Source organism: Pirellulales bacterium (genome assembly GCA_035533075.1).
Classification (GTDB): Bacteria; Planctomycetota; Planctomycetia; order Pirellulales; family JAICIG01; genus DASSFG01.
Window position 1 is genome coordinate 1 of record DATLUO010000275.1, and the last position, 26852, is coordinate 26852.

The window sequence follows — 26852 nt, forward strand, 5'->3', positions numbered from 1 at the left end:
GCTGGTCCCACCCGACGATGCTTTTTGTACCATCCCTCAATTGAGGACTGACGGAGCGCTAGCCGTCCTGTGCCGTGAAGACCGCATCGTCAACATCCTGGCCGAAGCCGCGGCTATGCACCCAGGTGTCCCAGCCCAGGCGCACGCCGTCGCCGGAGCACGACAAGACGCAGCCAGGCACCTCGGCGGCGAGCAAGACGAGCTGCACGTCAAAGTCGAATTGCTGTCCGGCGTAGAGCCGCGTCAGGTGCTCCAGCGGCCGATAGGCGGTGCCGCTGGGCAGGAAGTCCTGGAATTGGCGGTAGGTCAAGGGGCCGGCCCGCACGCGGAACTTGCACTGGGCGTCCCACACGCGCTCGCCCACCACGGTGTTGAAGCCAAGCTGCATGTTGCCGTCGGCGCCGTCGGCGGTGAAACAAGACTGGTTCTCCGCCGCCAGTTTCAACCATTGACCGCGGAACTGCTCGACGACGACGCGCACCTCGAAGTAATCGCAGAGCATCGTTTCCAGGCCGATGGCCGAGCGGTGGCGCTGCGCCAGCAGGCCGGCGTAAAACCGCAGCGTCTCGTCGGCGTGGGCCCGCCGCGGCCGCAGCTCGTGCCGTACCTCGGCGGAGTAACGCAGTGCCGGCGACCCTAAACCGCCGACATCGAGCAGACATTGCGAGAACCGGTCGATCCGCTCGCGCCGAACGGTAACGAACTCGCGCAGCGCCTCCGGACCTCGCCGGCGGTCCTGCCGCAGGGCGATTTCGGCCCGCTCGTAGCCCAGCAGTACGCGGTATTTTTCCCACGACCGATAAAACAGCGAGATCAGGCGGTGATTGAACAGATCGAGAAAGTCGCGGAGCGTAAAATCTTTCCGCCGTGCGCGCTCGAGCACCATTTCGGTGTAGTATCGGGGCAACGCGCCCGAAGGGCCGATCAGCCCCATGAAGGGCACCCACACGTGCGGCGGGCCGCCGGGCGATTTGGCCGGCTTGACGTCGTAAATCTCGCTGGGCGGAAAAGCCAGCGACACATAGGAGTGAAAACGCGCGATCTCTTCGTCGGGCCACTCGCCGCCCACCGGACGGCGCGCAGGCTGCAAGCGGCCGAGCACGCGCACCGCCTGAAAAAACTCGAAGCGGTAGCCTTCGTCGTAAAGCTGCTGCTCTAAAGGAGGATCTGGTCCCCAGCCCGAAACGGCCATTGCTTCAAGTGCTTCTCGCGTTGTTTTGTGCGCGCCACCAAACGCGTCACGGAATTGATCGACGCATACAAACTGACGAACCGCTCGATGATCGAGGCAAACAGAAACACGCCGCTGCCGGCGTATTTCTCTTCGTCGAACTCGACGGTGATTTCGACGCCCCGGCAAAATCCCTGACCCAGACCGTCGGAAATCGGCGCCACCTTCCGCCGGCTGCTGACGCGGGTGATGCCGTCGATGTGTTGTCGCGAGACGGCCGTCGCGGCGTAGTCGTACACTTTCAGCACTTCGCGCAGGGCCGCCGCCCCGTCTTCGGCGTCGGTGATCGAAAGATGATTCAGCGCCAGGTGTGAGAGCAACCGCCAGCGATATTCGTCGGGCGGCAAGCGCGCGGGGGCGGTCGGCGTGACGATCGGCATGATCCGCCGGCAGGGCGCGGCGGCCTCGAGTTGAAAGCCCCAATCTTCGCCCCCCGCCGTGCGCAGGTCCCTGGGCAAATCGCGGTTGGTGCAGGTGGTGCGCAGCATGAGCACCTCGGCCGGCGGCAGACGCGGCTCGAAGGCCAGGTCGACCAGTGACAGGAAGACCTCCGTGCCGCGATCGTTCTGCCGCATCGAGGGGCGGCGGATCATGTGCCAGAAGGCCTGCTGCCGGTCGGCGTCGGCCGCGTGCTTGAAGGCGTAAATCGGCCGGTAGTCGATCGTCTCGTGCGTGTCCAGGTTGGTGCTCTCGACGGCGTCGATGGAATAGACTTCCATCGCCGAGTGCATCCGCACGTCGGGCAGCACATGGTACTCGGTCTTGGTGTGCGTGATGCGAATCGGGTCGGCTTCCTGCTCGAACAGGTTCGCAATCGGCGTACACCCCAGCCGAAACGTCTCAGCCGTCACTTGCGACTCGAGGTTGGGAACAGCCCAATCGAAGAACAATAGGATCTCCAACCGGTTGGACAGCCGCTTGCGATCGAGCGGCGGCCACTCGACATCGAAGAACAGAAACTTCTGAGGAAAGGCGAAATACTCGGTCAGCAGCCGGTAACCCAGGAACGACCGCTGGGGATAGGGCAGCAGCCCCTCGTCGCGCTCGAAGCCGACGGGCTTCAACGAGCCAGGCGCCAGCAGGGCGAACGGGCCGTCGTTCGAAGGTCCGCCGCGCACCATGCCCTGCACCGTATGATTGAACAGCGACTCATACAAGGGGTGAACGACCGCGTCGGGGCCGCTGAGAAAAAACCGCAATCGCCGCAGGTCGAGCTCGGCAAACGAGGCGCCGCCGGCCGCAGCCAGCTCCAACCGCAACATGGCCCGGGCCTGCTGCGCCCGCGGCGGCGGCACGACGTCTTTGCCGAAAGGCGAGGTCTGGTAGCGGGCTTGCACCAGCTCGATGGGCCACAACGTGACGGGATAGGCCGTGCGGAACCGGCAAGGAGTGCCGCGCACCTCGCGCGAATAGAGGCGGCTGTGACGCTCGACGGTGTGACCTTGCGGCCGGTTCGCCCGGCTCGGATCGACCTCGAACTCGACCACGCTCATCGACGGTATCGGCGCCAGGTAGTGCGGATAGAGCGTGCCCAGCAAGGCCTCGGTGAGCTCGGGAAACTCGTCGTGCAGCTTGAGTTGGACGCGGGCTGTCAAAAAGGCGAAGGCCTCGATGATTCGCTCGACGTGCGGATCGGCCGACTTGCCGGTCTCGCGGTCGAGCAACAGCCGGTCGGCGATCTTGGGCCGTTCGCGGGCGAAATCGGCCCCAAGCTGCCGGATGTACGACAACTCGCTTTCGTAGTAAGTTTCCAGCGGGTTGCGGGTCATACAAGCTCGAAGTGATGGCTTGAGTCTATGATAACCTCTGACGGGGTCATCGGCCAAAGCCGTCGCGAAGGGACATGCCCCATACGCAGTTCCTGGGGACAAAATAGCCCGCCTCTTTGAGAAGGAGCACGTATTGCTGAAACTCGGGCAAGTTCTCCAACGTCGCCACGTTCGAATATTGCGAGGTGGGCGACGAGGCCCAAAGAAGCGCGTCCGGCTGAAACACCGTCAGCGGAAAGCACTCCCCGCGCGCCATTTCCGCCCCGCTGACCGCGCCGAATGCATGATTGCGGTGCGATTCCGCATTATGGTGTACACGGCGAAACGCTCCACCGCCATTGGGCATGGTCGCGTTCAGGGCATTGATACAGCGCAAGATTCTGGGCGTCAGGTTGCCCATGTCGGCATGCTCGTCTACGGCACCCATTTGAAGGCGCCAGTGCTGTTCCGACCTAGGCTGCTTCAGGTAGTCCGGAGTCATCCGTCCGGTGTTCAGGCGCATGTCGAGCACTTGATCCAGATTGCTGCCCGCGGCGAACGTCTGGCCGGGCTGTACTTTCGTGCCGATGACCAGGCCCGGCTTCGAAATCTCTTTGATCGACCGGCTGTGCAGATTGCCCCATTTGGGACAGACGGCCATGAGATCATAGTCGCCCGTCATGGGCTTGTTGTCCGCGCCCTTTTCCGACGAGGTCATTACTTCCAGCGGCGTAGCTTTCTCGAAGACGAGCCTCTTCGGGTCGCTGGGCGCGTTTTCGGGATAGACAAAAACATCGTAAGCTGCGCCTCCCGACCAAACCGCCCGGAAAGCAAACCGCTTCTGGTCGCCGCTCCGCACGGCAAACAAGAAGTAGTCCTTGCTGTCGGGCACGGGTGCCATCTGCAGCACCGCGGACCGTGGCGGATCCTCTTCCTGTTGGTCCCGCTGCAACTGCAGCTCTTCGAGAGTCAGGGCCAGTTGCCGCTTGCCCGCGAAGTGGTGATTCAGGCCGTCGTCGTTGGCCTCGGTTCCCTTCTTGGCCTTGCCGGGGTCGTGGCCCACTTTGCTGTAGATGCCCTGGTAGGGCACAAAACCGGCCTGCGGGCCCCAATCGGAGCTCTTTCCCTTGACGTGAAAGTTTTTCGAGGGACACCCTCTTTCAATCCACCGCCTAGACCACGGACCGGTGGAACGAAAGATGATGACCTCGTCAAGCTGCGTCGCAACCTGCGCGGCCGCGACCATGTCGGCTTTGGTCATGCCGTTCTCTTTATCGGCGAATGATGCGTCGAGTCCATGTTTCATGTGTCTGTCCTCGTGCTTGTCGTTTCACCCCTCCGCGTGCAGTATAACATCCAAACGGTTGCCGTTCAGCCGGTCCCCTGCACTTTGTAGACGCCCGACGAGGGTTCGACGACGGTGTCGAACAAAACCGGGACGGGCTCGGGGTCCATCGCCAACCAGGCCTCGACCGTGAGCCGCAAGGTGCGATCGAACTGGCCTTCGGGTTTCCGCAGCGAAACGCGCACGTCGACCAGCCGCGGCTCGAAGCGGCGGACGGCTTCTTCCACCGCGAAGCGCAGCGTTTCTCGCGCGTCGGCGCTGGTGGCAAGGAAGGACGTCAGATCGGGCAAGCCGTAGGTGAGCACCGACTGAGCGATTTCGGCCTCCGGCGCGTCTCGCGCCAGGTCGGGCGAAGTCTGCCGCGTGTTCAACAGCGCTTCCAGATCGCGCATTACCGACTGCTTCAGTTCGTTGACGTCTTGCGTCCAGCTCCAAGGCGCCTCGGTCGACACATCGGGTTCGTCGTCCAACAGGCGATCGACGACGGACGGGAGCAGCGGTTCATCAGGCATGGTGGGAGTATCAACTTCGTTGTTTCAGCCGTCCAACAGCCCGGATGCGGCGAAACGCTTGAGCGTCTCGCCGATCAGGGCCGGTAAGGCGATCGCTGCCGAGGTAACACCGTCGTCGGCCGCCGTCAAAGCAAGTTCGCCGGATTCGACCAGTTTCGACACGGTTTGCAGCAGGTCCGCGTGAGTATGGCAGCCGTCCAGCCGAAGGAGAACTTGACGTTCGACCTCGCCCAGCTCCACCTGCCCATGACGTCGGTTGGTTACGATGCGGCCCGCTTCGGCTTCCAGGCGTGCCAGCCGACTGGCACGGGGTTTTTCGGCAACTTCGGCGATGCTCGGCCAGCGGTGTACGTGCAGCTCGACCAGCCCTTTGAGAGCGCATTCCAGCAACGGCTGCTTCAGGAGCGTGGGGTCGGCGGACGGATCGAGCCCGGCCAGCGGCGAATCGCCCAGTTCGCGGCGCGCTTCGCGGCAGACCTCTTGGAACGAGAGCAGCCGCGGCCCGCTGTTGAAGAGTCCGATGAACGCCGCCCTGAGCCAGGGGTCGTTGATCGAGAAGGAAATGCCGTCCTGGGTCCGAAACTGCTCCGGCGACGCCGAGGCGGTGCCCGCCTCCCGCGGTATCGGCGCCGCGCGGGCTGCAAACAACAGCCGCTCGATCGACTCTGGCCGAGGAGGCCGGTTCAGACGCACGGCTTCGTGGCACAGCAGACTGCGGCGAAAGGTCCGCTCACAGAGAAAGTCGAGGTATTGTTCGAAACGCACCGCATCGTCGCGGTAGGCGCCAAGCTTCCGTCGCACTTCTTCCGACGGTGTCGCCGCGCTGTCGGTCAGCGTGGCTTCGCTGAGGTACTGCAGACGATGCCCGACCAGACGGCCCGCGAACTCGTGGAAGTAAAAAGGTTCGTTCACCTCTCCCAACTGATCGTGCCGTAAATAGGCGTCGGAGTGTTTCCGCCAGTGGTCCCGCTCCTCTTGGAGCACGGACGCATAGACCGATTTCGGAGAGGTGCAGTTCTCTACAAGAAAATCGAGGAATTGACGTGCCTGACGGACGCGCTCGCCGGCGGGCGCGGCGGAGTCGATATGGTAGAGAACCATGTCTCGCACCATGCCGCGCGTCCGCCAGCCAGGATAGACGTTGTAGCTCACGTAAGCCACGCCCTGCGGCGCGAGATGCTCCGAGCAGATCGAGAGGATCTTTTCTTGCACCGGGCGGGGGACCCACGAAAACACGCCGTGGCAGAGGATGTAGTCGAATTCGCCGAACGAGCGGTCGACGTCCATCAGGTCCATCACCCGCAAGTCGATGTTTTTCAGCGCGAGCTGCTCGACGCGCCTCGCGCCCTCTGAGACCTGCCGCGGCGACAGGTCGAGACCGAGGAACCGGCCCTCCGGCAGGCCGAGCGCCATGGGAATCAAATTACCGCCTTCCGCGCAGCCGATCTCCAAGACTCGGCACCGTTCGACGGCCGGCGGCGTCATGCCATGCAGCGTCGCGATGGTGGCCAGCGCATCGGGGTGCGTGAAGACAAAGGCGCGGCTTTCGTAAGGCACTTCGTCGTAGGCTTCCGCGGTTTGCGCCGCGTTCGTGGCGGATGGCCTTCCCAGGCCGTCCCGTTTCGTATCGCCGGAGGGCCTAGGAAGGCCATCCTCCGGCGCCGCGGCCGGTTGTGGTTCAGTGGTCGGCAGTTCGCGGCCGGAGAGTTGTTGGAACAGATCGCTCATCAGCTCCGGGCCTGTACGGCCCGGCGCTGCTTCCGGATGGCTCTCGGCCCACCTCGGCGCCAATGCCAGCGGCACCCACGACAAGGGCCCCTTCGCGTCGCCGCGCTCCAGCGCCAACAAGGCGTTCGACACCAGAGCGGGCAGCGGAACCTTGTCGATCGTCTCGGCGGTCGGCTGCCGGCAATTCTCGGCCGGCGAGGTGACCAGGTATTCTCGGCAAGCCAACGGGCGATAGGGGTGGATGGAGCAGGACTCGTCTTCAAGAAAGGGGCAGGCAATGCCGAGCCGGAAGTACTCCATGCCGATGGAACGCGCGGAGTCGCCTGGGGCCGACATCGCCCCGGCGAGTCGCTCGAGCAAGCCTGCCGCCGCCAGGCGTTCCTCGGCCGCCTGAAAGCGATGGCGGATTTCGCCGCGCCGCGGTTCGGCAAGCCCCTCCACCAAGTCGGCAAGGTGATGAGCCTCCGACCGCGAAACGGGCACGAGTTGGCGGCAACAGGCGCCGCAGCCGGCCCGGCACGAAATCGTCTTTCCCTGTTGAGCCACCTGGCCGCGGGCGGCCTCGACTACCTCGTTGGTGAACCACTGTAAGATCGGCAACAGGTGCCGCGGCGTGGTCGGCCCGGCGGGCACCTCAAGCTGCTTCTCGATCGGCCGCCCGGCAATCGACATCTTCAGCGCGGCGGTAACGGTTGCAGACACGTCGTTGGCCATTCCGGACATTAGGGATAATGCCCGCCAATCTTGAGTACTTGAACCATCTCGCCGATGATCTTGAAGACGACGCGATGCTCTTGGCTGAGACGAATGGTGTAGCTGGCCTGTTGGTCGTTCACGGTCCAGGGCATTGCTTCTCCTCAGCTTGACATCGTAGGGGTCAGTGCGGCCGGCTATGCACGTGCCGCACGTCGAGCAGTCCGACGGCGTCGTCGCCCGCCAGCAGCGTGTGCAGCCCCACTCCGACGGTCGGTCCGTCGTCGGTTTGCTTCCAATCGGTTATGCGGCCCAGCTTCACGCGGTCGTCGGTGTGCTCGTGCGAGCCGCAGTAGAGCGTGGGCAGGTAGCCACGGCGCTGCGAGCCGTCGACCAAAACAATCCGCGCCGGCAGCCAAAGCAGGTCGCGCGGCCGCTCGGGCTGGGCGACCTCCAACTCCTTGAGCTGCTCCCAGGGCAGCCAAACGTAATCACGCAGGACGATCACCTCCAGAAAGGGCGCCAGCAGGTCGTCGCAGTCGCGGATCTCATCGCAGGCCTGGCCGTTCAGGTCGCCCTGGACCGCCGGCCGCATGGCTTCGGCGCGGCCGAGCACCTCTTGCGCCTCGCCGGGCCGGCCCTCTCGCAGTCGGTTGACCGCGTCGAGGTGCAACTGCGCGTAGGGCGGCGGGTCCAAAAGGAATTCAGGCCGCAGCCCGTCGCTGAACAGCCGCCGCCGTAACCGCTCGGCGTGCAAAATGTTCTTGTAGACCTGCACGGGCCATTCGCTGGCGGCATCCAGATGGCCGATCGCCTCAAGTTGCCGCTCGGCCCGGTCGAGATCGCCCGCGAACGAGAGCAGCTCGAACAAGAACGTTCGCCGGGTGGCATCGGTCGGCCGCGCCTTCACCTCGGCGGTGACCGCCTGAATGGCGCCGGCCAGATCACCCTGCTCGAAAAGTTGTTTGGCTTCCACAACGAGTCCTCCAAGGCTTTGTCTGGCTCGTGGCCGTCCGCTCATGCGGCAGCGCCCACGAAGAGTGCCGGAGCGCCTGTGAGGCGCTCCGGCAGGTCTTTGTGCCGCGGCGTCAAACCATCTCGCACCGAGGCCGACGACTACTCGTTCGTGACCTTGGTCAGGTCCCACTGGCCCTTGACGGCCGACGAATCGAGCGTGCCATCGGGCTTTTGGGCCTTGTAGGAGATTTCGACCTTGCCGAACGCCAGGCTGACCGACTCCGTCGGCACGTCGTCGCCACCCGATGAACCGGACCACTGGACCGATTCGACCATCACCTCCGTGAAGGTGTAGGTGAGATAGACTTCCTGTTTTCCGCCCGCCTTCCGCAGCGAAACGGTGGCCTTGCCGTAATGCTTGCCGGTGCAGCAGGCCATGAAGAGCTCCGGCGACGCTTTGTCGGTCTTCTTCATGATGTTAAACGAACTTACGCTGACTTTCCCGCCCGACATGCCGCCCGTGCTGGAGCCAACGGTGACCGGATTGGACGCTCCCCATGAGAAGCTGAAAATCTCCATCTGGTCGGCAAAGTCCTTGGCCGTCGATTCGCCCTTGAGGTCGGGGGACTCGATCTTGAGAAAAGTGTCGAACGCCATTGCAATCTCCCATAGCTAAAATGAAGGTGAACCGTCCTGGCGGCGACGATCGCCGCGGCACTCACAACCAGATTCTCGTGCGTGGGGCGGAAAAGTTGCGTGAAATCCAGCCGTCTTTTTCGCCGCCGCAGAAACCCACGGCGGTTGCACTGCCACCACCTAGGAAGCATCAACCCTTGGCCTGGGGCAATTCGGCCACCAGCCTCAACGACACGCCCAGCTCCTCCAATTGCAGGTGCGGCCGCAAATGGGCCACCGCTTCGTAGCAGCCCGGCTTCCCCTTGACCTCGCGCACCGTGATTCGCGCCTCGCGCAAGGGGTGCTTGGCCTTCATCTCCTGGCCGGCCGTTTCGGGGTTCGCCAGGCAGTAATTGCTGATCCAGCGATTCAGCCAGCGTTCGCAGTCTTCTCGTTCCATGAACGAGCCGATCTTGTCGCGGGCCATGGCCTTCAAATAATGGGCGAACCGCGACGTGCAGAGAATATACTGCAACATCGTCGACAGCCGCGCGTTGGCGTTGGCGGAGTCGCGGTCATACACCTTCGGCTTCTGGGCCGACTGAGCGCCGAAGAACGCCGCGAAATCGGTCCCCTTGCAGTGCGACAAGGGAATAAAGCCCAGGTCGGCCAGCTCCTTCTCGCGGCGGTCGGTGATGGCGATCTCGGTCGGGCATTTCAGGGCGACCGCGCCGTCATCGGTCGAGAAGGTGTGCGTGGGCAGACCCTGCACCAGCCCGCCGCCTTCCACGCCGCGGATCGCCGCCAGCCAGCCGTACTTGGCAAACGACTCGGTGATGCGCGTGCCGAAGGCATACGCCGCGTTGCCCCACAGATACTTCTTGTGGTCGCGGCCGTCGACGTCTTCCTCGAAATTGAAGGCCTCGACGGGCACGGTGCTCTGGCCGTAGGGGAGCCGCATCAGAATGTGCGGCAACGTCAGGCCGACGTAGCGCGAATCTTCCGAGTCGCGGAACGATTTCCACTTGGCATATTCGACCGTATCGAAGATTTTGGCCAGGTCGCGCGGGCCGCCCATCTCCGTATGGCTCTCCCAGCCGAACAACTCCGGACTGGCGGCCGAGATGAACGGCGCGTGGGCCGCGGCGGCCACGTTGCTGACCCGTTCCAACAGCGACATGTCTTGCGGATGGTTGCTGAACTCGTAATCGCCGATCAGCGTGCCGTAGGGCGAACCGCCGAACATGCCGTATTCCGATTCGTAGATGGCCTTGAACAGGGCGCTCTGGTCGAATTCGGAGGCTTTTTCCAGGTCTTTCAGCAGGTCTTTCTTCGAGACGTTGAGCATGCGGATCTTGAGCTGCGTACCCGTCTCGGTGTTCATCACCAGGTAATTCAGCCCCCGCCACGAGCCTTCCAGTCGCTGGAATTCTTCGTGGTGCATGATCTCATTCAATTGCGCGGAAAGCAGCCGGTCGATCTCGGCGATCCGCGCCAAGATGGTCTTTTCGGTGTCTTTCTGCACTACCATGCTCGGATCGAGCAGTTGCCCGACGAACTCCTTGAGCAGGTCTTTGGCCCGCGTCTTGGCGTCGTCGTCCCGAGCGCGGAAGCCTTGTTTGAGGATGGTATCGAGCAGATTCACTTCGGCTTCCGTGGTCGCCGCCGCTTTGGGTTGAGCTTCTTCTTGGGTACTCATAATTCACCTTTTTTCGTTCAAGACTTGGCTTCGTCGGCGGCCCCACCTTCAACACCCAGCGGCTTGGCCAGTTGGCCGCGAGCTTCCGTGTTCTTCACGACGTCGTCGAGCAATTCGACCAGCTTGTCGTTTCCTTCCATCTTGTTGAGCAGGTTTTTCAGCTTGTCGCGGGTCTCCAGCAGCTTGCGAAGCGGTTCGACCTGCTTCACCACATTCTCCGGCTCGAAGTCCTCCAGGTTTTGGAACCGCAATTCGACGTTGAGCTGCGAGCCTTCCTTGCCGCTCAGCTTGTCGTCGACCCGGAACGCCAGCCGCGGCTTGCAACCGGCCAGCACCCTGTCGAAATTGTCGCGGTCGATTTCCACGAACTTGCGCTCCTTCATGGGGGGCAAGGGCTGGTCGGGCTTCCCCGAAAAATCGCCCATCACGCCCACGACAAACGGCAGCTCCTTGAGCTGCATTGCGCCGTCGACCTCGACGTCGTAGGTGATCTGCACGCGCGGCTTGCGCACGCGGTCGAGCTTGTGTTGTGTGCTTTCTTTGGCCATGGTCTACGGTCTCCGATGGGAAGGATTGTGCGTCTGCTTCGGTCGCTGCACGCGGCGCCGGAGCGTATCTTACTGTTCCGGCGCGGTAATTCCAAGCAACTCGACCACTTGCCCCCGCGCCGAGCTATCTTTAATCATTTCCTGCAGCAAGCGGTCGAAGGGCATTTGGCCCCAGGACACCGCCCGCTCGATCAAATAAGGGACGGGACTTTGCGGCTCGGTCCGCCGCAGAAACTCGGCGATCTCCTGCAAGCGGCGAAAGGCGTCTTGGCGCGAGGCCAGCGGCCCGCCTCCGAAGGCGCGACCGTCGCCGTTCTCGGCCGCCGGAGCCGTGGCATCCGTGGCCTCTTCGCCGCCGACCGGCTCGGTTCCGATCCCCTTGCCGCGCATGATCCGCTTGACAAGATCGTGGCAGGCGGCCAGCGATTCGCGTATGGCCGTTGTTCCGGGCGCCTCGCGGCCCAGTCGCTGGTCGAGCGCCGCGTCGAGCCGCGCTACTTCGTCCCGGCAGCCTTGCAGGCCGTCGTTCAGGGCCAGGTAAAAATCTCGGGTCGCGACGGCCACGGCGTCGTCGAACTGTTTGGCCTTTCGCGCGGCCTCGGCGGCGCGCTTGGCAGCCGCGTTTTGGTCGTCGCCCGAGCCACCTTTGGCAGAGCGGGCTTCCCAGTAGTTATAGTTGTAAACCTCCCCGTCGCCACCGGCATTGGGCGCCAAAGGCACTTCACGAAACAGATTGGCCAGCCTCGCGCCGCGATCGGGCTCGGTCAGCCAAACCAGGGGGGCAATCCGCGGCTCCCAGTCGCTTTCGTCCGGCCGCGGATAGAGAGGCTCCCAAAAGCTCTCGATCAGCCCATTGACCACTTTCAAACCGTCGCGGACCCCGGCGAACCCGTGCAGATGGAGCAAGGCTTCCGTCAGCCATCCGGCGACCATCAGGTCCTTGCTGCGACCCGACAGCAGTTCGACCGACCGGTCGACCACCAGGTCCCAGTCCGGCCCGCTGGAGGTCTCGCCCTCGAAAGCGCTGCGGTCGCCCTGTTGTCGGGCGGCACGGATCTCGTCGTAGAGCGGATCCCACCGCAAATCGGCGCCGCACGGCTCGGCCTCGGAGATCGGCGCCAGCACGCGGTCAAAATCGATAAGGTCTGAAGCCATAAACGAACTATTCAGCGCCCACAAGCCCCGGCTAACCGCATCCGGAATGCACCCGCGGCACGACAGTATAAGATGTCACACGCCCAAATAAAAGCAATTCCGGTCCATTTGCGCCGATTTTAACGCCACCCACCATCCCGGCGGAAGCTAATCCGCCAATTGCAGCCGGTTGAGGGCGCGGGCCAACCGTTCCAACGTTCGGGCGTGCAGCCGACTGGCCCAGGCCTTGCTGATGCCGATGCGCTCGCCGGCCTCTTTCAGCGTCAATCCTTCGAAATAGGTCGCGCGGATCAGCGTCGCCGCGTCGGCGGGCAAGGCGTCGATCAGCTCGTGCAGCTTGCGGACGGTCTCTTGCTGAATCGCCGCGGCCGGCGGGGCCTGCACCGAGTGGTCTTCCAACGCCGCCGCCGCGTCGGATTCGTCGTCGGACGCATGGCTGCACAGGTAAGACATGGCCAACGTGCTTCCCATCCGCTTCAGCCAGCGGACATCGCCCTTCATGTCGCTCGTTTCGTTCTCGCCGCTATCGAGTTCGAGCACGCTATTAGCCGACGCCTCGTGGCGTAACCGCGCATATTCGGCCCGGCTGAACCAGGCCATTTTGGCCAGTCCGTCGAAAATGGCGCCGCGAATCCGGTAATAGGCGTAAGTCGTAAAGTTGTGTCCGCGCTCGGGATCGAAGTCCCGCGCCGCCTCGGCCAGACCGACTTGCCCGTACGAAACGAGATCGTCCAGCTCGATGCGACGCGGCACGTTGGCGTGGACTTTCCAGGCCAGCGACCGGACCAGTCCCTGGCACGACGCAATCAACTCCTGCGGTGAGCTTGCCGGCTGGTCCATCACTCCCCCTCATTGAGTCGTTGCCAGAGGGATTCCAAGCGCTGCCGCGCACGGGGATCGTCGAATAACGTCTGCGTCACGGCGTGCATCATGGCCAGCCAGGCTTCTTCGCTCTCCAGCAGCGGGCGATATTGTGGGCCGACCAGCGCACAGACCATCTCGACGCCGACCGGCTGCAAATCGAAGGCTGCCCGTGGAAACCGGGCCGCCACTTGCCGCAGCAACCGCAGATCCTCGGCATCGTCATTTGCCTCGACATCGGCGTGCAACGTCTCTTCGACGATCCGATCGAGCAGCTTGCCATCGGCCATTCGGGCGGCGAATTCGTCGACGAACTTCGGCTCCGAGGTTGGTTCATTTCTTGGCTCATGGCCGCCGCCTGCACTTGCCATCTCGCAGCACTCCTTCAGCCTCAAGGCATTCCAGCACAGTGGTGGTTGGCCCCCACGCGGTGGTTTATCTTATATAACATCGGTTTGCGGCGAAGTAAGGTGGGGCCAGCGAGCTTGCCCCACCCTACCACTTAAGCGCCCTCGGGCGATTCCGCGGCAATGCGCCGGTAGGTCCCGGCGGCCTTCTGAAAACTCTCGTGCGCGGCCTCGCGCTCGGCCGGGGCGACGTTCTTTTCGCGCGCTCGCCAAAGCTGCTCGACCAGCGCGGCGCACCATCGCGCGCTCGACCGCGAAGCTCGAACCGGCTTGTCGCCCACCAGCACCGTCACCGGGTTCGTGTGCAATTGCGGAAACTGCCGCAAGGCCACCCAACTACTCCGCTCGATCGCAGCCGTGAACTTCAACTCGTGAATCTGGTCGTCGGCCGGCACGGTCGCCCGCGCCACGGGACGGCCATTAACGATGAGTTCCACCGTTCGCTCGCGGGTGGCCGCCGCCGGCGCTGGCTTGGCCGCATGAATCGTCACGGTGTCGCCCAACCACGTCTTGCCGGCGGCGGGCATCGCCAGCCCGTAGGGCACCTCCAGCGGCGTCTCGGAAGCGAACGCCACGCGGGCGGTCACCTCGACCTTGCCCGGCCCGTCGAGCTTGATCTCATCACCCGCAACAGCCCCACTCACGGCAAACTGCACCGCATGCGCGTATCCATCGGAGACATAAGAGCGGCCCTGCGCCAGCCCCTTGACCCACTGGCGAAAGTCGATCCGGTCCACCTTGCCAAGCTGCACGTAAGTCCGCCCTTGGCCGACACGCGTGCCGCTCATGCAGGGAAAATCGGTCTCGCCCGCCACCTTGATCGGGAAACCGCAGTTCATCAGGTGATACCAGCAGTTCCATTCGCGCACCCGTGGCGTGTCCATCGCACTGATGAAATCGCACACGCCATTGGCCGTGGCAGCGACGATTTCCAACGGCGACTCGGGAATGCCCAAGTTCGGCAACTGCTCCGAAATCCGCTCGTGACTGCTGGCCAATTCCGATTCGGTCAGCACGCGGTCGGCATTGATATCGATCCGGTCAAAAGGCTCTGGCAACAGTGCGCGGCCCGCCTCTTCCAGCGACAGCGCATGGTCTTGGTCGGCGTCGAACTCCGCCATCATTCGGGCGCTGGCCGGGCCAGGCTCGATCTGCATGCCCGAACCGGAGTGCGGGTAGCCCGTATATCCGCCTTGCTCCTTGGCCCAGCGCAAGGCCGGCGTGGCCCAGCTCGGCCAGCCCTTGATGCCGTCGCTGCCGGGATAAACATGGTCGGTCAGATTCAGCAGGCAAACGTGACCCAGCGGGGCCGAGCCGAATCCGCTGATCTCGATGTCGTATTTGATAACGGTCAGCGGCTCGCTCACCTTGTCGGCCGTGGGCGAATAGAACTGCCGTTGAAACTCGTAGCAGAAGCCCCAGGTCAAGATGCAGCCGACGTTCAGGCCCTCGCCTTTCACCTGCCGCAGAGCGTCGGCCGGCAGAATGCCTTCCGCGGGCGAGGCGTAATGGGCGCAGCCCGCGGCATGGATGTGATGGTCGCCCGCATAAAAGCCGAACTTGCCCGGATCGATCCACCGCTCCAGTTCGACTTCGACCGTGGCCTCGCACGCTGTAGGCACGGTCAGCGATCGCTTTTGTATGCGGTATTCCGGGCCGCGGCCGGCTTCCATCGCGATCTCGCCGGGCGGCAGGAGCACCGTCTCGCCGTCGGCCCGGTAAATTTGCGGTTGGAAAAAGAAATCGGGATAGAGCCGCTTGGGCTGCGGCGGACAGACGTGGCCGGCGCGGTTTCGAAACACGAACCGCGCCGTCGTCGGGCGGCCGTCGTGATCGCGCACGCGAAGCTTCACGGGCACCGCCGGCGCGATTTGGAACAGCACCGGCATTTCGCCGCGAAAACCGAGGTCTTGCGTGCCTTGATCGACGTCGAAGCTGATCGTCGCTTCGCGGCGACCGGCCTCGGAACTATAGATCAGGGCCAGGCAATACTCGACCTCCAGTCCGCTCAGCCGGGCGGTCATGGGCGGCGACGAGAACATTTCGAGCTGCAAGAAGCGGCCCGGCTCAGCCTTCTGCCGACCCGATCGCAGGTGAAGCTGCTGCTGCCGTTCCAGGCTGCCGCGATATTCCGCGCCGTACACGGCGCCCGCCGCGGGACTGTGGATTCGCAAGGGCTTCGTAACGGCACCCAGGTTGACCACTTTGACGATCGCCGGAGTGAAGCCGGCTTGTTGCAGCCGCACGCTCGCCGGCCCCCGCGCCACTTGCACGCGCGACTCCGGGTTGATCGACACCACGAACGCCGCGTGGCGGTCGATCGAGGCCTGCATGCCGACGGAGTCATTTTGCCCGGCGGCTTCGCGCAGCTTATCGACCGTTTCGGGCGCGAGCGGTGCGCCCAGATAGTCGAGTGCCTGCAACAGCCGCTCGACGTTCGCCGCCAGCGGCTGTGCTTCGACCGCCACCGGCCCGGTTGCCTCAGCGTGCGGCGACTGGGCGGGCGTGGCGTCTGCGACCAAGAGCAGCATCATGAATAGGCCGGCCACAAAAAGATCTCTCATCCGCGCACCTTTTGAAAACGGCCCCTGACCACGCATCGCCACCGCGTGATTATCCCACCGCGCCAGGGCCATCGCAATCACTGGCCGCCGATGCTCGTCGACAACGTGATGCGGTTCTCACCAACGCCGGGTCACACCGTAGGCATCGAACGCTGCATCGACACCGACCACGGCAATCTGCTCGGCCATTGCTTGAGCGATAATCATTCTGTCGAAGGGATCTTTGTGGTGCATCGGCAACGACGACAGAACCGCGGCATGCCGGACCTCGATCGGCAAGATCAAAAAGTCGTTCCCTTCGATTCCCTCGGTAAAAAACTGTTCAAACGGCACGGTCAACGGATACTTGCCCAGGCTCACCTTGATGGCGACTTCCCAATAACTCGCCGGACTGACGACAATCTCGCTCGTCGGATCGACGATAAGGGACCGCGCGGTCGCGCTCAGCAGCGGATCGTCGGTGACGAACCACAGGAAGGTATGCGTGTCAAGCAACAACCTCATGACATGTAATCAGCAAAGCCTTCGAGGTGCTCATCGTCCTCAACCAGCAAGGTGATCATGCCCTTGCAGTTGCCGGGCCTGCGAGGTTTCCCTTTCTTTGCCGGCGCGCTCACCAACTTCGCGACCGGCTGCTGGTTCTCGGTGATAACGACTTCTTCCCCAGGTGCCAACTGATGAATCAAGTCCATCAGTGTGGCCTGGGCTTCTGCGACCGTTATGGTGGCGGACATTGCTTCGTTTCCATCTCGTTGCACGGTGAATGGGCGATGAGGGACGCGAACCCCCAACGTTTTCCCCAAAGAATAGCATACCTTCGACCTGCATTTTCCGAAACATCGGGAGTGCTGGGAGTGCTGTTGTCTCTCATCCGCGCACCTTTTGAAAATGGCCCCTGACTACGCGTCGCCACCGCGTCATTATCCCACCAGGCCAGGGCCATCGCGATCACTGGCCAGCGATGCGCGACGACGACGTGACGGCGGCGAAGCCGGCCAGCGATGCGATGCGCGAAGAGACTACCGAAGCGGCCAACCCTGCTGCTGGGCGAAGCTGCGAATGTTCATTACTGAATGTCCACGAATAGCCGCAGGAGCGGCGCCGCCTTCGGCGCCAAAGTAACGCATCGGTCGTGCCAGCGGTCCTCCCTGAGAAGCACGTCGTCCACTTCCCCAGAGGTTTTCACCTCGAATACCAAATGGACATCGTTCTCGATTCCGGCATCTTCTTCCAGCACGACGCGAAAACTGTCGCCGAATATCTCCCGGGTGCCGCTGAGCATGGTTTCCAACTCCGCTTCGATGCCCTTGGCGGAAGCAAAGGAACGGACGTCGCAATGCGGCGCTGAAAGAAACAGCGGCGCGTCGATATTCACCGGTTGATGGTAGGTAGACATGGCAGACGCAATCCACGTTTGGGGCGGCAGGTCGCAGGGCAAACCAAACAGCATCGTACTATCGGTCGCCCGGTCCGGCTAGGGGATGGGCATTTGCTTCGCCCGGCGCCATGGGGCATTCTTTCTGGGTAAGTGCGCTGCTATGCTTACGGTTGACTTCGAGTATCACGTTGAGATCAACGAGGGCTTTGCCGATGGACCACACCACTTTCCGACCTCTTGCCTGGCCTGGCCTGATGGTCTGGGCCATGTGCCTCGGCCTGCCCGCGGCCCTTTTGGCGCAGCCCCCATCACAGCGCCAATACCAAAACCGTCTGACTCGCATCGAGCGCCCCTCGCCGTTGTTGGCAGATTATCCGCAATTCGTTCAGCCGGTCGAAGAGCTCACGCGCTACGAAGCACCGTGGCTGGTCGACGACGAAAACGCCGATCTGGAAGTTCGGGCATGGCGGTTCTCGTACAACGCCCGCGGCATCGTCGAAATGCCGAACCGTCTGCGGGCCGCCGAGACGGCCGTCATCATGGTCCATCCCTGGGGCATCGACGACGGCCAGGGCTGGAACACGCCCGAACCGGCCGGCGTGGCCGATTTTTGCACGCCCGAAAAGAACCACCTGGCGGCACGGCATACGCGCGAGGTGATCGACCCGTTTCTCAAGCGGATGCGCGGGAAGGTGGCGGCGGTGATGTACAGCTTGCCCGGCACTGAGGATCCGATTCGCCGCAAGCTATATCGCTCGTTCGCGCACCGCCCCACGGCCGCCGACCGCCTGGCCGGCGCGCGGGAGCTTGACGCGAAGCTGAAAAGCTTCGTCTACCAAGGTCAGCCGCTGCCGGAGAAAATCGAGCTCTCGGGCGACAAGCCGGTGATCGATTATTTTCGACAGTTCCCCGGCCTCGACGCCGGGGCGAAATACGATAACGACGGTTTCTGGCAGCTTCCTATTCCGGTGACGCGCGACATCCACGTCGATGCCGACGACGTGGTGATCTACGACGCCGATGGTTACAAACCGCTGAAGGAATTCTTAGAGCGGCTGGGCGTGCGGCACGTGCTGCTGACGGGCTACGCCACCGATATGTGCTTTTGCCGCACCACGGCGGGCTACGAAAACCTGGCCAAAGACTTCAACGTGTTTCTGGTGGGCGACGCGACGCTGGCCACCTTTCCGGCCAACTCCAGCCCGAAGTACGCGACCAACGCGCACATTTCGTTTGCCGCGCTCGACCACCTGATCACGCAGGTCTCTTGGGTATGGTTGACCGGCGCCGATGGCGAAAAGGCGGCGCCATGAGCGATCCCCTGATGGGTTTTGACAAACATCGGTTGTCGCGGCGAGCGTGGATGGCCACGGCCGGTGCATTGGCGGCCGGCCGTGGGGGGATTTCGCTGGCCGGCTCTCGTCCGCCCGGCAAGGCCCGCATCGCCATCACGCTCGACCTGGAGATGAGCCGCGAATACCCGCGCCGCGGCATGACCGAGTGGGACTATGAAAAAGGGAACCTCGACGACGCCACCAAGCAATACGCGGTCGAGGCCGCCAGGCTCGTGAAGCAGGCGGGCGGACGCATGCACTTTTTCTGCGTCGGCCGCGTGTTGGAGCAGCCCAACATCGACTGGCTGAAGCAGATCGCGGCCGATCACGCCGTCGGCAATCACACCTACGACCACGTCTACGTGTTGGCGACGCGGCCGGAGGAAACCCAGTTTCGCTTTCGCCGCGCTCCGTGGCTGATCCGCGGCAAATCGGTGGCGGAGGTGATCGAAGAGAACATCCGGCTGACCACGATCGCCCTGCGCGAGCGGGCCGGCATCGCCGAGGCCGGCTTTCGCACGCCGGGCGGCTTTGCCCAAGGACTCAGCGGCCGCGAGGACGTGCAGCAACTCTTGCTGCGGCTGGGCTATACCTGGGTCAGCAGCAAATATCCATCGCACCTGGCGGCCCGCGAGGGCGGGTCGCCGCCGGCGACCGTGTTCGATTCGATCGTGGCGGCGCAGCGCGAGGCGCAGCCGTTTGTTTATCCCAGCGGCATGATCGAGCTGCCGATGAGCCCCATCAGCGACGTGAACGCCTTCCGCAGCAACCGTTGGAAGCTCGCCGATTTTCTCAAGGCCATCCGCCTGGGCGTGACTTGGGCCATCGACAACCGTCAGGTGTTCGATTTCCTGGCCCATCCATCGTGCCTGGTCGTGGAAGACCCGAAGTTCGAGGCCATCCGCCTGATCTGCGATCTTGTGCATGCGGCCGGCAACCGGGCCGAGCTGACGGACCTGATCGCCATCGCGGGGGCGGTTTGATCAACGGACGTCCTTCCTCAGTGCCCGGCCGGGCGTGACGCCGGTGTGCCGGCCACGTTCTAACACGACCTGCCCGTTGACGACGACGTACTCGATGCCCTCGTTGTATTGGAACGGCTCGGTGTACGTCGAGCGGTCGATCACGCGGTCGGCATCGAAGAGCGTGATGTCGGCGAAGTTGCCGGCCGCCAGCAGGCCGCGGCCGCGCAGCCCGACCTTGGCCGCGTTCAGCGAGGTCATCTTGCGCACGGCGTCTTCCAGCCGCAGCAAGTTCCGCTCGCGAACGTAGATGCCCAGCACGCGCGGAAACGTGCCGAAGTTGCGCGGGTGCGGATTGCCGCGACGCAGCGGCCCTGCGATCGCATAGGCCGAGCCGTCGGAGCCGATCGAGCACCAGGGCTGAGCCAGCGCCACGTCCATGTCTTCCTCGGTGTGGTGCGCATAGACGGTGCCCACCGAGCCGCCTTGCTCGATCAGAATATCAAACAACTCGTCGAGCGGATCGGCCGCCGGCCGCTTCGCCGCCCGTAGCGACAGCACGCGGTCCATCGTCAGCCCCTTGTAGGCGTTGTCGGCGCTGATCAGCATGCGGCCCCAGTCGCCGCCCACCGCGGTGAAATGGTTGTACCAGCCGGGCAGGCCATCGCGAATCTCCCGCTTCATCCGCCGGCGAGCGCCCGCGTCGTTGAGCCGCGCCAGCAACTGCTCCTTGCCGCCCTCGTGCGCCCAAGGCGGAATGATGCTCGCCAGATCGTTGTTGCCCCGCGTGTAGGGATAGACGTTGGCCTGCACGTTGATGCCCCGGCGTCGGGCACCGTCGATGAGCGCCGCGATCTCGCTCATGCGGCCCCACAGCTTCTGGTCGGCGATCTTCAGGTGGATCACATCGACCGGGATTTTCGCCCGATCGCCGATCTCGATGGCTTCCTTGACCGACTCGAAGACGCCGCTCCCCTCGTTGCGGATGTGCGTCGAATAGATGCCGCCGTGCCGCGCCGCCACCTTGCACAGCGCCACGACGTCGTCGGTGGTGGCCAGCGAGCCGGGCGGCATCATCAACTGGCTCGACAGGCCCAGCGCGCCGTCGTTCATCGCTTGCTCGACTAGCCGCTCCATTTCAGCAAGCTGTTCGGGCATGGGCCGCGCAAACGACGTGCCCATCACGCACTGCCAGATGTTTCCCAAGCCGACGTACGACGCCACGTTCAGCGACACGCCGGCCCCCTCGAGCAAATCGAAGTATTCGGCCAGCGTCGACCAATGGCGGGGCGTGCCGCGCACGTCGGCCGGGGGCGAAGGGAGTTGTCCGGTGTACGGCCCGGCCGAGCTGCCTTCGCCCAGGATTTCGGTGGTCACGCCCTGGCGAATCTTGCTTTGCGCATGGCCGTCTTCGAGCAGCAAGAAATCGGAGTGCGAGTGGATATCGATAAAGCCCGGACTGACGACCAGGCCACATGCGTCGATCGTTCGCCGTGCCGTCGCGTCCGGCACTCGACCGACGGCCGCGATGCGATCTCCGCGGACGGCGACGTCGCCATAGAACCAAGGGTTGCCCGTGCCGTCGACGATGCGGCCATTGCGGATGAGCAGGTCGTAGGCGGGCTCGTCGGCCGAGAGTCTAGTGCTGGTGACCGCGGACGCAAAGACCGCAACAAGTGCGAACGCTGTTGTCCACATCCAGCCTGCACTGCGTCGCTTGTTCATCACGGCGGCCTTAGGTTGCCAATCCCGTGAAATCGGCGATCTCCGCGGCGATCTCACGGGCCAAGGGGTGCGATCGAGTTACATGACCGACAACGAGCCGGTGTGCCGGCTCGCCGTCGAGAACGATGTCATACCATGCGTCGCGGGTAGGATAACGCTCTTGGCGCGGGCAAACAAGCACGCGCTGAAACGCCGACAGTTTCTCTTGCCGCCGTCGTATTCCGAGCCAGCCGCTGCGGCAATCTGGCGCTCGCGAAGGGGGGGCCAGGTCGAGGAGGAGCTATGCCTGATGCCAGGCTTCGGCAACTGATTGACGATTTCAAGGCCGGCGACGAACACGTCCGTGGTCAGGCGCTCAACGAACTCGCCGGCTTCGCTCGCGAATCGCGGCTTGCTATCCGGACGCTCTTCGGCGCGCTGCGCGACCCGTCCGGGTGGGTCCGAGCCGCGGCGGCAGCACGTAGTGCTCCGCGACGCGACGCCAAAACTCCTTGAGTCTCCCGCACCTGCCCGTTCCTGGAACCTTGCCGCGCCCGAGCGCATAATCATGGCTATGCCCCGTTCCACACCCTGCGCTCAAGCTCGCCGCCCGATCAAGGCCCGTCGCTGGCTCAAGCCGACGCTGTCGATCGCGCAGAGCGAAATGGAACGGACTCTGAGCATCGTCGGCGGAGCGGCACTGGTGCTGTTCGGTCTCGACCGCTTGCCGAAAACGAGCCTGCTGCTGATGGCGGGCCGACTTTACGCCATCGATCGCGGCGTCATCGGCCACTGCCAAGTCTACGAACAGTTGGGCATCGACCACGGCGGCCACCTGCACTAAACTCGACGGGCATGGCCGCCAACCTCACACCGCAGTACCTCAAGGCCGAAGAAGAATATCGCCGCGCAGCCACGGCCGAAGACGAGTTGAAGTGGCTGGAGGTCATGCTGCGCGAAATGCCGAAGCACAAGGCTTCGGAAAAGCTGCAATCCGAGCTGAAGCAAAAGATCAGCCGGGCCAAAAAAGACGCCGAGGCCGAACGCAAGAGCGGCAAAAAGGGGCACGGCGTCCGAATTCCGCGGCAAGGAGCGGGCACCGCCGTGCTGTTGGGCGGCCCCAACGCGGGCAAAAGCCAACTGCTGGCCCGCCTGACGCGCGCCACGCCCGAAATCGCTCCCTATCCCTTCACCACCCGCGCCCCGCAGCCCGGCATGATGCCCTGGGAAGACGTGATGGTGCAGCTCATCGACATGCCGCCCATCACCAGGGATTTCATGGAGCCGTATGTGCAGGGCATCGTTCGGGCGGCAGACGTGGTGGTGTTGCTGGTCGATTTGGGCAGCGACGACGGCATCGAACAACTTCAGGAATTGCTCGACCGCATGGCCGCCACCAAGACGCGGTTGGCCCGCGGCTCGTCGCTCGACGAAGAAGACGTCGGCATTTCGTTTACTCAGACGCTGCTGGCGCCCAACAAGATCGACTTGCCCGAAGCGGCCGATCGGCTCAATCTGCTGCACGAGCTTTGTCCGCTCGACTTCGAGGAGCAGCCGATTTCCGCCTTGCACGGCACGGGGCTGGAGGCATTGCGCGACGCCGTCTATCGCGCGCTCGACGTGGTGCGGGTCTACACCAAGCTGCCCACGGCCAAAACGGCCGACTACGACAAGCCGTTCACGTTGCGCCGCGGCAGCGCGCTCGTCGACGTGGCGGCGCTGGTACACAAGGACCTCGCCGCGCAACTCAAGTTCGCCCGTGTCTGGGGCACGGCGGTCCACGACGCCTCGGTGGCGAAAGCCGACTATGTGTTGCACGACAAGGATGTGGTGGAATTGCATACGTAGAACCCTGAACCCTGAACCCTGAACCCTGAACCCTCACTTGTTCTCCCTCGACCTCGACTACCTGCCGAAACTCCCGAAACAAAAACGGGTTCCGATCGGCTGCATCGGCGCGGGCTTCATCATGGCCGACTGCCAGCTTGTCGCCTATCGGCAAGCGGGTTTCAATCCGGTGGCCATCACGTCGCGCACGCGCGTGCGTGCCCGCTCGGTCGCCGAGAGGCACGGCATCGCCAAGGTCTACGAGACCTACCGCGATCTGCTGGCCGACGAGCAGGTGGAAGTCATTGATATTGCCGTTCCGCCCGACGCCCAGTTCGCCGTCATCCAGGAAGCCGTGAAACACAAGCGGCACATTCGCGGCATTCTGGCCCAGAAGCCGCTGGGCATGAACTACGACGAGGCGAAGCAAATCGTGGCCCTTTGCCGCCGCGCGGGGACCGCGCTGGCCGTGAACCAGAACATGCGCTACGACCAATCGGTGCGGGCGTGCAAGTGCCTGCTCGATCGCGGCGGTCTCGGCCAGCCGGTGCTGGCGACCATCGACATGCGGGCCATTCCGCACTGGATGCCGTGGCAAGAACGTCTCGGCTGGGTGACGTTGCGGATCATGAGCATTCACCATCTCGACACGTTCCGCTATTGGTTCGGCGACCCGTTGCGGGTGTTCGCCAGCGTGCGGCCCGACCCGCGCACCGAGCGCAAGTTCAAGCACACCGACGGCATCTGCCTCTACATTTTGGAGTATGCCGACGGCCTGCGGGCCGCGAGCACCGACGATGTGTGGACCGGGCCGGCGCTGGAGGGGGCCGAGAGCGACATCTCGATTCGCTGGCGCGTGGAAGGGACGGCCGGCATGGCCCGCGGCACGATCGGCTGGCCCGACTACCCGCGCCGCACCGCGAGCACGCTCGATTTCACCACGCTCTCGCAGCCCGGTTATTGGTTTCAGCCCCGCTGGAAGGAGGTCTGGTTTCCCGACGCCTTCGTCGGCCCGATGGCCCAGTTGCTGTGCGCTTTGGAAGAGCACCGCGAGCCGGAAATCAGCGGCCGCGACAATCTGAAAACCATGGCGTTGGTCGAAGCCTGCTATCGTTCGGCGGCGGAGCACCGTGCCGTGGCTCTGAGCGAGATCACTGGCCGGAGGGGTAATGCCCTCGTTAGGTAAGGTGGGGCCAGCGAGCTTGCGAGCGTCGGCCCACCATACGTGACCCTCGGGATGAAAGAAGCAGGGTGGCTGGGGCAGAGCCGCGAAATCCGCCCGGATTTAGAATTCACGTTCCATCGCGGCGATGCCCCGGCATGTCATACCGGCCCGCTGCGCGGCGCGGGACGGATTCCCACGGTTCTTGGTTGCGGGGCGAATGCGAAGAATCGTGGCCTGGGGGGATTGACAGCGGCAAATTCTATGGCACACTGCATCGGTTCCTGATGGCGTCGTGTTCGGCGCTCACGGGAACGGATACAGATAACGACCGACCGCCGGCGACAAGTCGCCGCAACGAGACGGCCGATCGCAGGAGGACTGCGAATGCGGTTGTTGAGCGATTATTGGTTTGCACAAGCCCCGCGCTTTCGCGCTTTCGCGCTTTCGCGCTTTCGCGCTTAGCGGTGAGCGCCTGTATGCTTCTCCCTGCGGGAGGCTGCCAGCGTGCCGAGTCAAGCGGGGATTTGCTGAACCCCGCGGCGCTCGACTCTTCCAACGCGACGGAAAGCGGCGGGGAGCCACTCGCTTCGACCGACGCGGCGGCCAACGATTCGCGGCATCGTGACTTGCTTTTCGAGCACGACTTCGGGCTTATTCGTCCACACCAGCGGGTAACTCACGCCTTCTCCGTCACCAACAACAGCGAAGTTCCATGGACGCTACGGCACGTGGAGCGCACCTGCGTTTGCACCGTGGCGAAGTGCCCACGTCGCATCGAACCGCGCAGCACTGCGGAGGTCGAGGTCGAGTATCGCGCCGCTGGCGCCACCGCCGACGACCGTCGTGCTGTCGAACTTTATTTCGAGGAGGACGGGGCTCCGGTTGTGCGGTTCGAGGTGGAGGTCTCCGTCCGCCCGCCGATCGCCGCGTCGCGCGATGAAATAATCTTCCGCGGGGCGAGGAAGAACTACCGCGCTCGACAAACCTTCGAAGTCGAAAACTGGAGCGGCCTCGATTGGTCGTCGCTGACATTGGGGGCCGATGTCGCGTGGGCGAGGGCGAGCGCCGAGCTCGACCGCGTCGAGGAATCAGCACACGGCCCCCTGCAGGTCTGGCAAGTCAATGTTGACGTCGACGCGCGCGACATGAAGCCGGGCCGCCATAACGGCGCGCTGCGAATCCACGCCGATGGCGACGCCGAGGCGCGGCTGCCCATGTGGCTGGAATTGGCCGGTCCGGTGTCGGTAGTGCCGGAGCAAATGTTCTTCGGGAACATTGGACCGGGTGGACACGGCACCTGCACGGTACTGGTGAAATGCGCCGCCTGCACGGCGGAGGAATTAGCCGAGCGACTCGTGGTTCGCCACGATCTGGGCGACCGGCTGCGGCTCGAGTTTTCGCCGCGATCGAGCAAACTCTTGGAGATCAAGGGAACGCTTGACTTGCCCAAAGATTCGCAACGTCTTCGTGGCTCCGTCGTGCTGGAGGCCGGCGACCAAGACGCGACCCGGATTGAGCTGCCCGTCCTGGCTGAAAGATGAACTATATGCGACACCATCCTTTCACTCGCGCCATCGTTCGTTGCAATTGCATCATCTGCGCGATCGTTTCGAATGCTGTAGGTGCGGAGGCGCCGGAAAAGCACGCTACCGCTCTGCGCCGCTCTCGGGAGGCGGAGCCCGATATGTTTTGCGGGCCGCGTTGCGTCCAGTTTGTTCTTGAACATTTCGGTCAACGAGAAGACCTACGGCCGCTCGTCCAGGAGATTCAAGACCGCGATTGGCGGCGGGGATCAACGCTTGCCGCACTTCAGCTGGCCCTTGAGCGGCGAGGGCTTTACACGACGGCGCTGCGGGTTGGCGCGCGCAGCCGCGTCGATTGGCCGACGCCGGTCATCGCGCATTTGAACCCGCAAACCGCTACGGGACTGGGCCATTTCGTCGTGCTCTTGCCAGGCGGCGGAGACGGCGGGTTGCGCGTATGGTGCGGCTTGGCCGGCGTTCAACCTGTTTCGTGTAAGCAATTCAGCGGATTGTGGTCGGGCGCGGTGATCCTAACATCCGAGGTTCCCATCGAAGCGCCGTTCGCCGCGGTGGTCCCGGCAAGCTCGTGGTACCGCTCGCCTGATCTTTGTATTTGCTCACTAACCGCCGTGCTCGTAGCGGCGTTTTGGCGCGTTAGTTCGCATAACGCTCCGTTGTTTTCTGTCATTCGTGGAAGGAGACGATGATGACATCATCCAAGCTGTACCTTTTAACGGTGTGCGGTATTCTTTTAACCTATCTTCCGCAGGTCATTCCGGCAATTTCCGGGAGTTTCCAGGGGCGGGCATCATTGGCCGTAGGAATCGGGCGAGAGGCCGAGTAGCTTGAGGATCTGCCGCTGCACGGGCGTCAGTTCCGTGACCAGCACTTGCGGC

General features: G+C 63.6%; 25 protein-coding genes. 7 read left to right on the forward strand and 18 right to left on the reverse strand.

What is annotated here, in order from left to right; translation table 11 throughout:
* Window positions 1-58 precede the first annotated feature (58 nt).
* The 17 genes from tssG to VNH11_34240 all read right to left on the reverse strand — a co-directional run bounded on the left by tssG (window position 59) and on the right by VNH11_34240 (window position 17459).
* Window positions 59-1192, reverse strand: a complete 1134-nt coding sequence (gene tssG / locus VNH11_34160) for a type VI secretion system baseplate subunit TssG (GenBank protein HVA51437.1) — start codon at window positions 1190-1192, stop codon at window positions 59-61.
* Window positions 1156-3000, reverse strand: a complete 1845-nt coding sequence (gene tssF / locus VNH11_34165) for a type VI secretion system baseplate subunit TssF (protein ID HVA51438.1) — start codon at window positions 2998-3000, stop codon at window positions 1156-1158. The genes tssG and tssF overlap by 37 nt, the downstream gene beginning before the upstream one ends.
* Before the next feature lie 46 nt (window positions 3001-3046).
* On the reverse strand, window positions 3047-4285 hold the full coding sequence (locus VNH11_34170) for an anthrax toxin-like adenylyl cyclase domain-containing protein (GenBank protein HVA51439.1): 1239 nt from the start codon (window positions 4283-4285) through the stop codon (window positions 3047-3049).
* A 65-nt stretch (window positions 4286-4350) separates the two neighbouring features.
* On the reverse strand, window positions 4351-4836 hold the full coding sequence (gene tssE, locus VNH11_34175) for a type VI secretion system baseplate subunit TssE (protein HVA51440.1): 486 nt from the start codon (window positions 4834-4836) through the stop codon (window positions 4351-4353).
* Window positions 4837-4860: 24 nt separating this feature from the next.
* Window positions 4861-7278, reverse strand: a complete 2418-nt coding sequence (locus VNH11_34180) for a methyltransferase regulatory domain-containing protein (GenBank protein HVA51441.1) — start codon at window positions 7276-7278, stop codon at window positions 4861-4863.
* Between the two features lie 8 nt (window positions 7279-7286).
* Window positions 7287-7412 carry a hypothetical protein gene (locus VNH11_34185; protein ID HVA51442.1) on the reverse strand — a complete coding sequence of 42 codons (126 nt, stop codon included), beginning with the start codon at window positions 7410-7412 and terminating at the stop codon, window positions 7287-7289.
* A gap of 29 nt (window positions 7413-7441) precedes the next feature.
* Window positions 7442-8233 carry a type VI secretion system accessory protein TagJ gene (locus VNH11_34190; protein HVA51443.1) on the reverse strand — a complete coding sequence of 264 codons (792 nt, stop codon included), beginning with the start codon at window positions 8231-8233 and terminating at the stop codon, window positions 7442-7444.
* Window positions 8234-8373: 140 nt separating this feature from the next.
* Window positions 8374-8871: a type VI secretion system tube protein Hcp gene (locus VNH11_34195; protein ID HVA51444.1), complete on the reverse strand. Its 498-nt coding sequence runs from the start codon at window positions 8869-8871 to the stop codon at window positions 8374-8376.
* 169 nt (window positions 8872-9040) lie between these two features.
* Window positions 9041-10528 carry a type VI secretion system contractile sheath large subunit gene (tssC, locus tag VNH11_34200; protein HVA51445.1) on the reverse strand — a complete coding sequence of 496 codons (1488 nt, stop codon included), beginning with the start codon at window positions 10526-10528 and terminating at the stop codon, window positions 9041-9043.
* 17 nt (window positions 10529-10545) lie between these two features.
* Window positions 10546-11076 carry a type VI secretion system contractile sheath small subunit gene (gene tssB, locus VNH11_34205; protein ID HVA51446.1) on the reverse strand — a complete coding sequence of 177 codons (531 nt, stop codon included), beginning with the start codon at window positions 11074-11076 and terminating at the stop codon, window positions 10546-10548.
* A gap of 69 nt (window positions 11077-11145) precedes the next feature.
* On the reverse strand, window positions 11146-12231 hold the full coding sequence (gene tssA, locus VNH11_34210) for a type VI secretion system protein TssA (protein ID HVA51447.1): 1086 nt from the start codon (window positions 12229-12231) through the stop codon (window positions 11146-11148).
* Window positions 12232-12378: 147 nt separating this feature from the next.
* On the reverse strand, window positions 12379-13071 hold the full coding sequence (locus tag VNH11_34215) for a sigma-70 family RNA polymerase sigma factor (protein HVA51448.1): 693 nt from the start codon (window positions 13069-13071) through the stop codon (window positions 12379-12381).
* On the reverse strand, window positions 13071-13463 hold the full coding sequence (locus tag VNH11_34220) for a hypothetical protein (protein ID HVA51449.1): 393 nt from the start codon (window positions 13461-13463) through the stop codon (window positions 13071-13073). The genes VNH11_34215 and VNH11_34220 overlap by 1 nt, the downstream gene beginning before the upstream one ends.
* Window positions 13464-13594: 131 nt before the next feature.
* The gene (locus VNH11_34225) at window positions 13595-16063 is read right to left on the reverse strand and encodes a CehA/McbA family metallohydrolase (protein HVA51450.1); all 2469 of its coding nucleotides are present in this window, start codon (window positions 16061-16063) and stop codon (window positions 13595-13597) included.
* A gap of 117 nt (window positions 16064-16180) precedes the next feature.
* Entirely contained in the window at window positions 16181-16567 is a 387-nt protein-coding gene (locus tag VNH11_34230; protein HVA51451.1) for a type II toxin-antitoxin system VapC family toxin, read from the reverse strand.
* On the reverse strand, window positions 16564-16797 hold the full coding sequence (locus VNH11_34235) for a hypothetical protein (GenBank protein ID HVA51452.1): 234 nt from the start codon (window positions 16795-16797) through the stop codon (window positions 16564-16566). The genes VNH11_34230 and VNH11_34235 overlap by 4 nt, the downstream gene beginning before the upstream one ends.
* A gap of 332 nt (window positions 16798-17129) precedes the next feature.
* Window positions 17130-17459 (reverse strand): hypothetical protein, encoded by a 330-nt coding sequence (locus tag VNH11_34240; GenBank protein ID HVA51453.1) that lies wholly within the window; start codon window positions 17457-17459, stop codon window positions 17130-17132.
* Between the two features lie 194 nt (window positions 17460-17653).
* Here VNH11_34240 and VNH11_34245 point away from each other — a divergent pair, with 194 nt between their 5' ends.
* A complete protein-coding gene (locus VNH11_34245) occupies window positions 17654-18754 on the forward strand; it encodes an isochorismatase family protein (GenBank protein HVA51454.1) in 1101 nt (366 codons plus the stop codon).
* Window positions 18751-19758 carry a polysaccharide deacetylase family protein gene (locus tag VNH11_34250; protein HVA51455.1) on the forward strand — a complete coding sequence of 336 codons (1008 nt, stop codon included), beginning with the start codon at window positions 18751-18753 and terminating at the stop codon, window positions 19756-19758. Before VNH11_34245 ends, VNH11_34250 begins: the two co-directional genes overlap by 4 nt.
* On the opposite strand, the gene VNH11_34255 is transcribed toward VNH11_34250, so the two are convergent.
* Window positions 19759-21462 carry a D-aminoacylase gene (locus VNH11_34255; GenBank protein ID HVA51456.1) on the reverse strand — a complete coding sequence of 568 codons (1704 nt, stop codon included), beginning with the start codon at window positions 21460-21462 and terminating at the stop codon, window positions 19759-19761. It lies immediately after the preceding gene.
* 282 nt (window positions 21463-21744) lie between these two features.
* On the opposite strand from VNH11_34255, the gene VNH11_34260 reads away from it, so the two are divergent.
* The 5 genes from VNH11_34260 to VNH11_34280 all read left to right on the forward strand — a co-directional run bounded on the left by VNH11_34260 (window position 21745) and on the right by VNH11_34280 (window position 25974).
* On the forward strand, window positions 21745-21957 hold the full coding sequence (locus VNH11_34260) for a hypothetical protein (protein HVA51457.1): 213 nt from the start codon (window positions 21745-21747) through the stop codon (window positions 21955-21957).
* A 58-nt stretch (window positions 21958-22015) separates the two neighbouring features.
* Window positions 22016-22285: a hypothetical protein gene (locus tag VNH11_34265; protein HVA51458.1), complete on the forward strand. Its 270-nt coding sequence runs from the start codon at window positions 22016-22018 to the stop codon at window positions 22283-22285.
* An 11-nt stretch (window positions 22286-22296) separates the two neighbouring features.
* Entirely contained in the window at window positions 22297-23289 is a 993-nt protein-coding gene (locus VNH11_34270; GenBank protein HVA51459.1) for a GTPase, read from the forward strand.
* 37 nt (window positions 23290-23326) lie between these two features.
* Entirely contained in the window at window positions 23327-24454 is a 1128-nt protein-coding gene (locus VNH11_34275; GenBank protein ID HVA51460.1) for a Gfo/Idh/MocA family oxidoreductase, read from the forward strand.
* Window positions 24455-24909: 455 nt separating this feature from the next.
* Window positions 24910-25974: a DUF1573 domain-containing protein gene (locus VNH11_34280; protein HVA51461.1), complete on the forward strand. Its 1065-nt coding sequence runs from the start codon at window positions 24910-24912 to the stop codon at window positions 25972-25974.
* Window positions 25975-26852 lie beyond the last annotated feature (878 nt).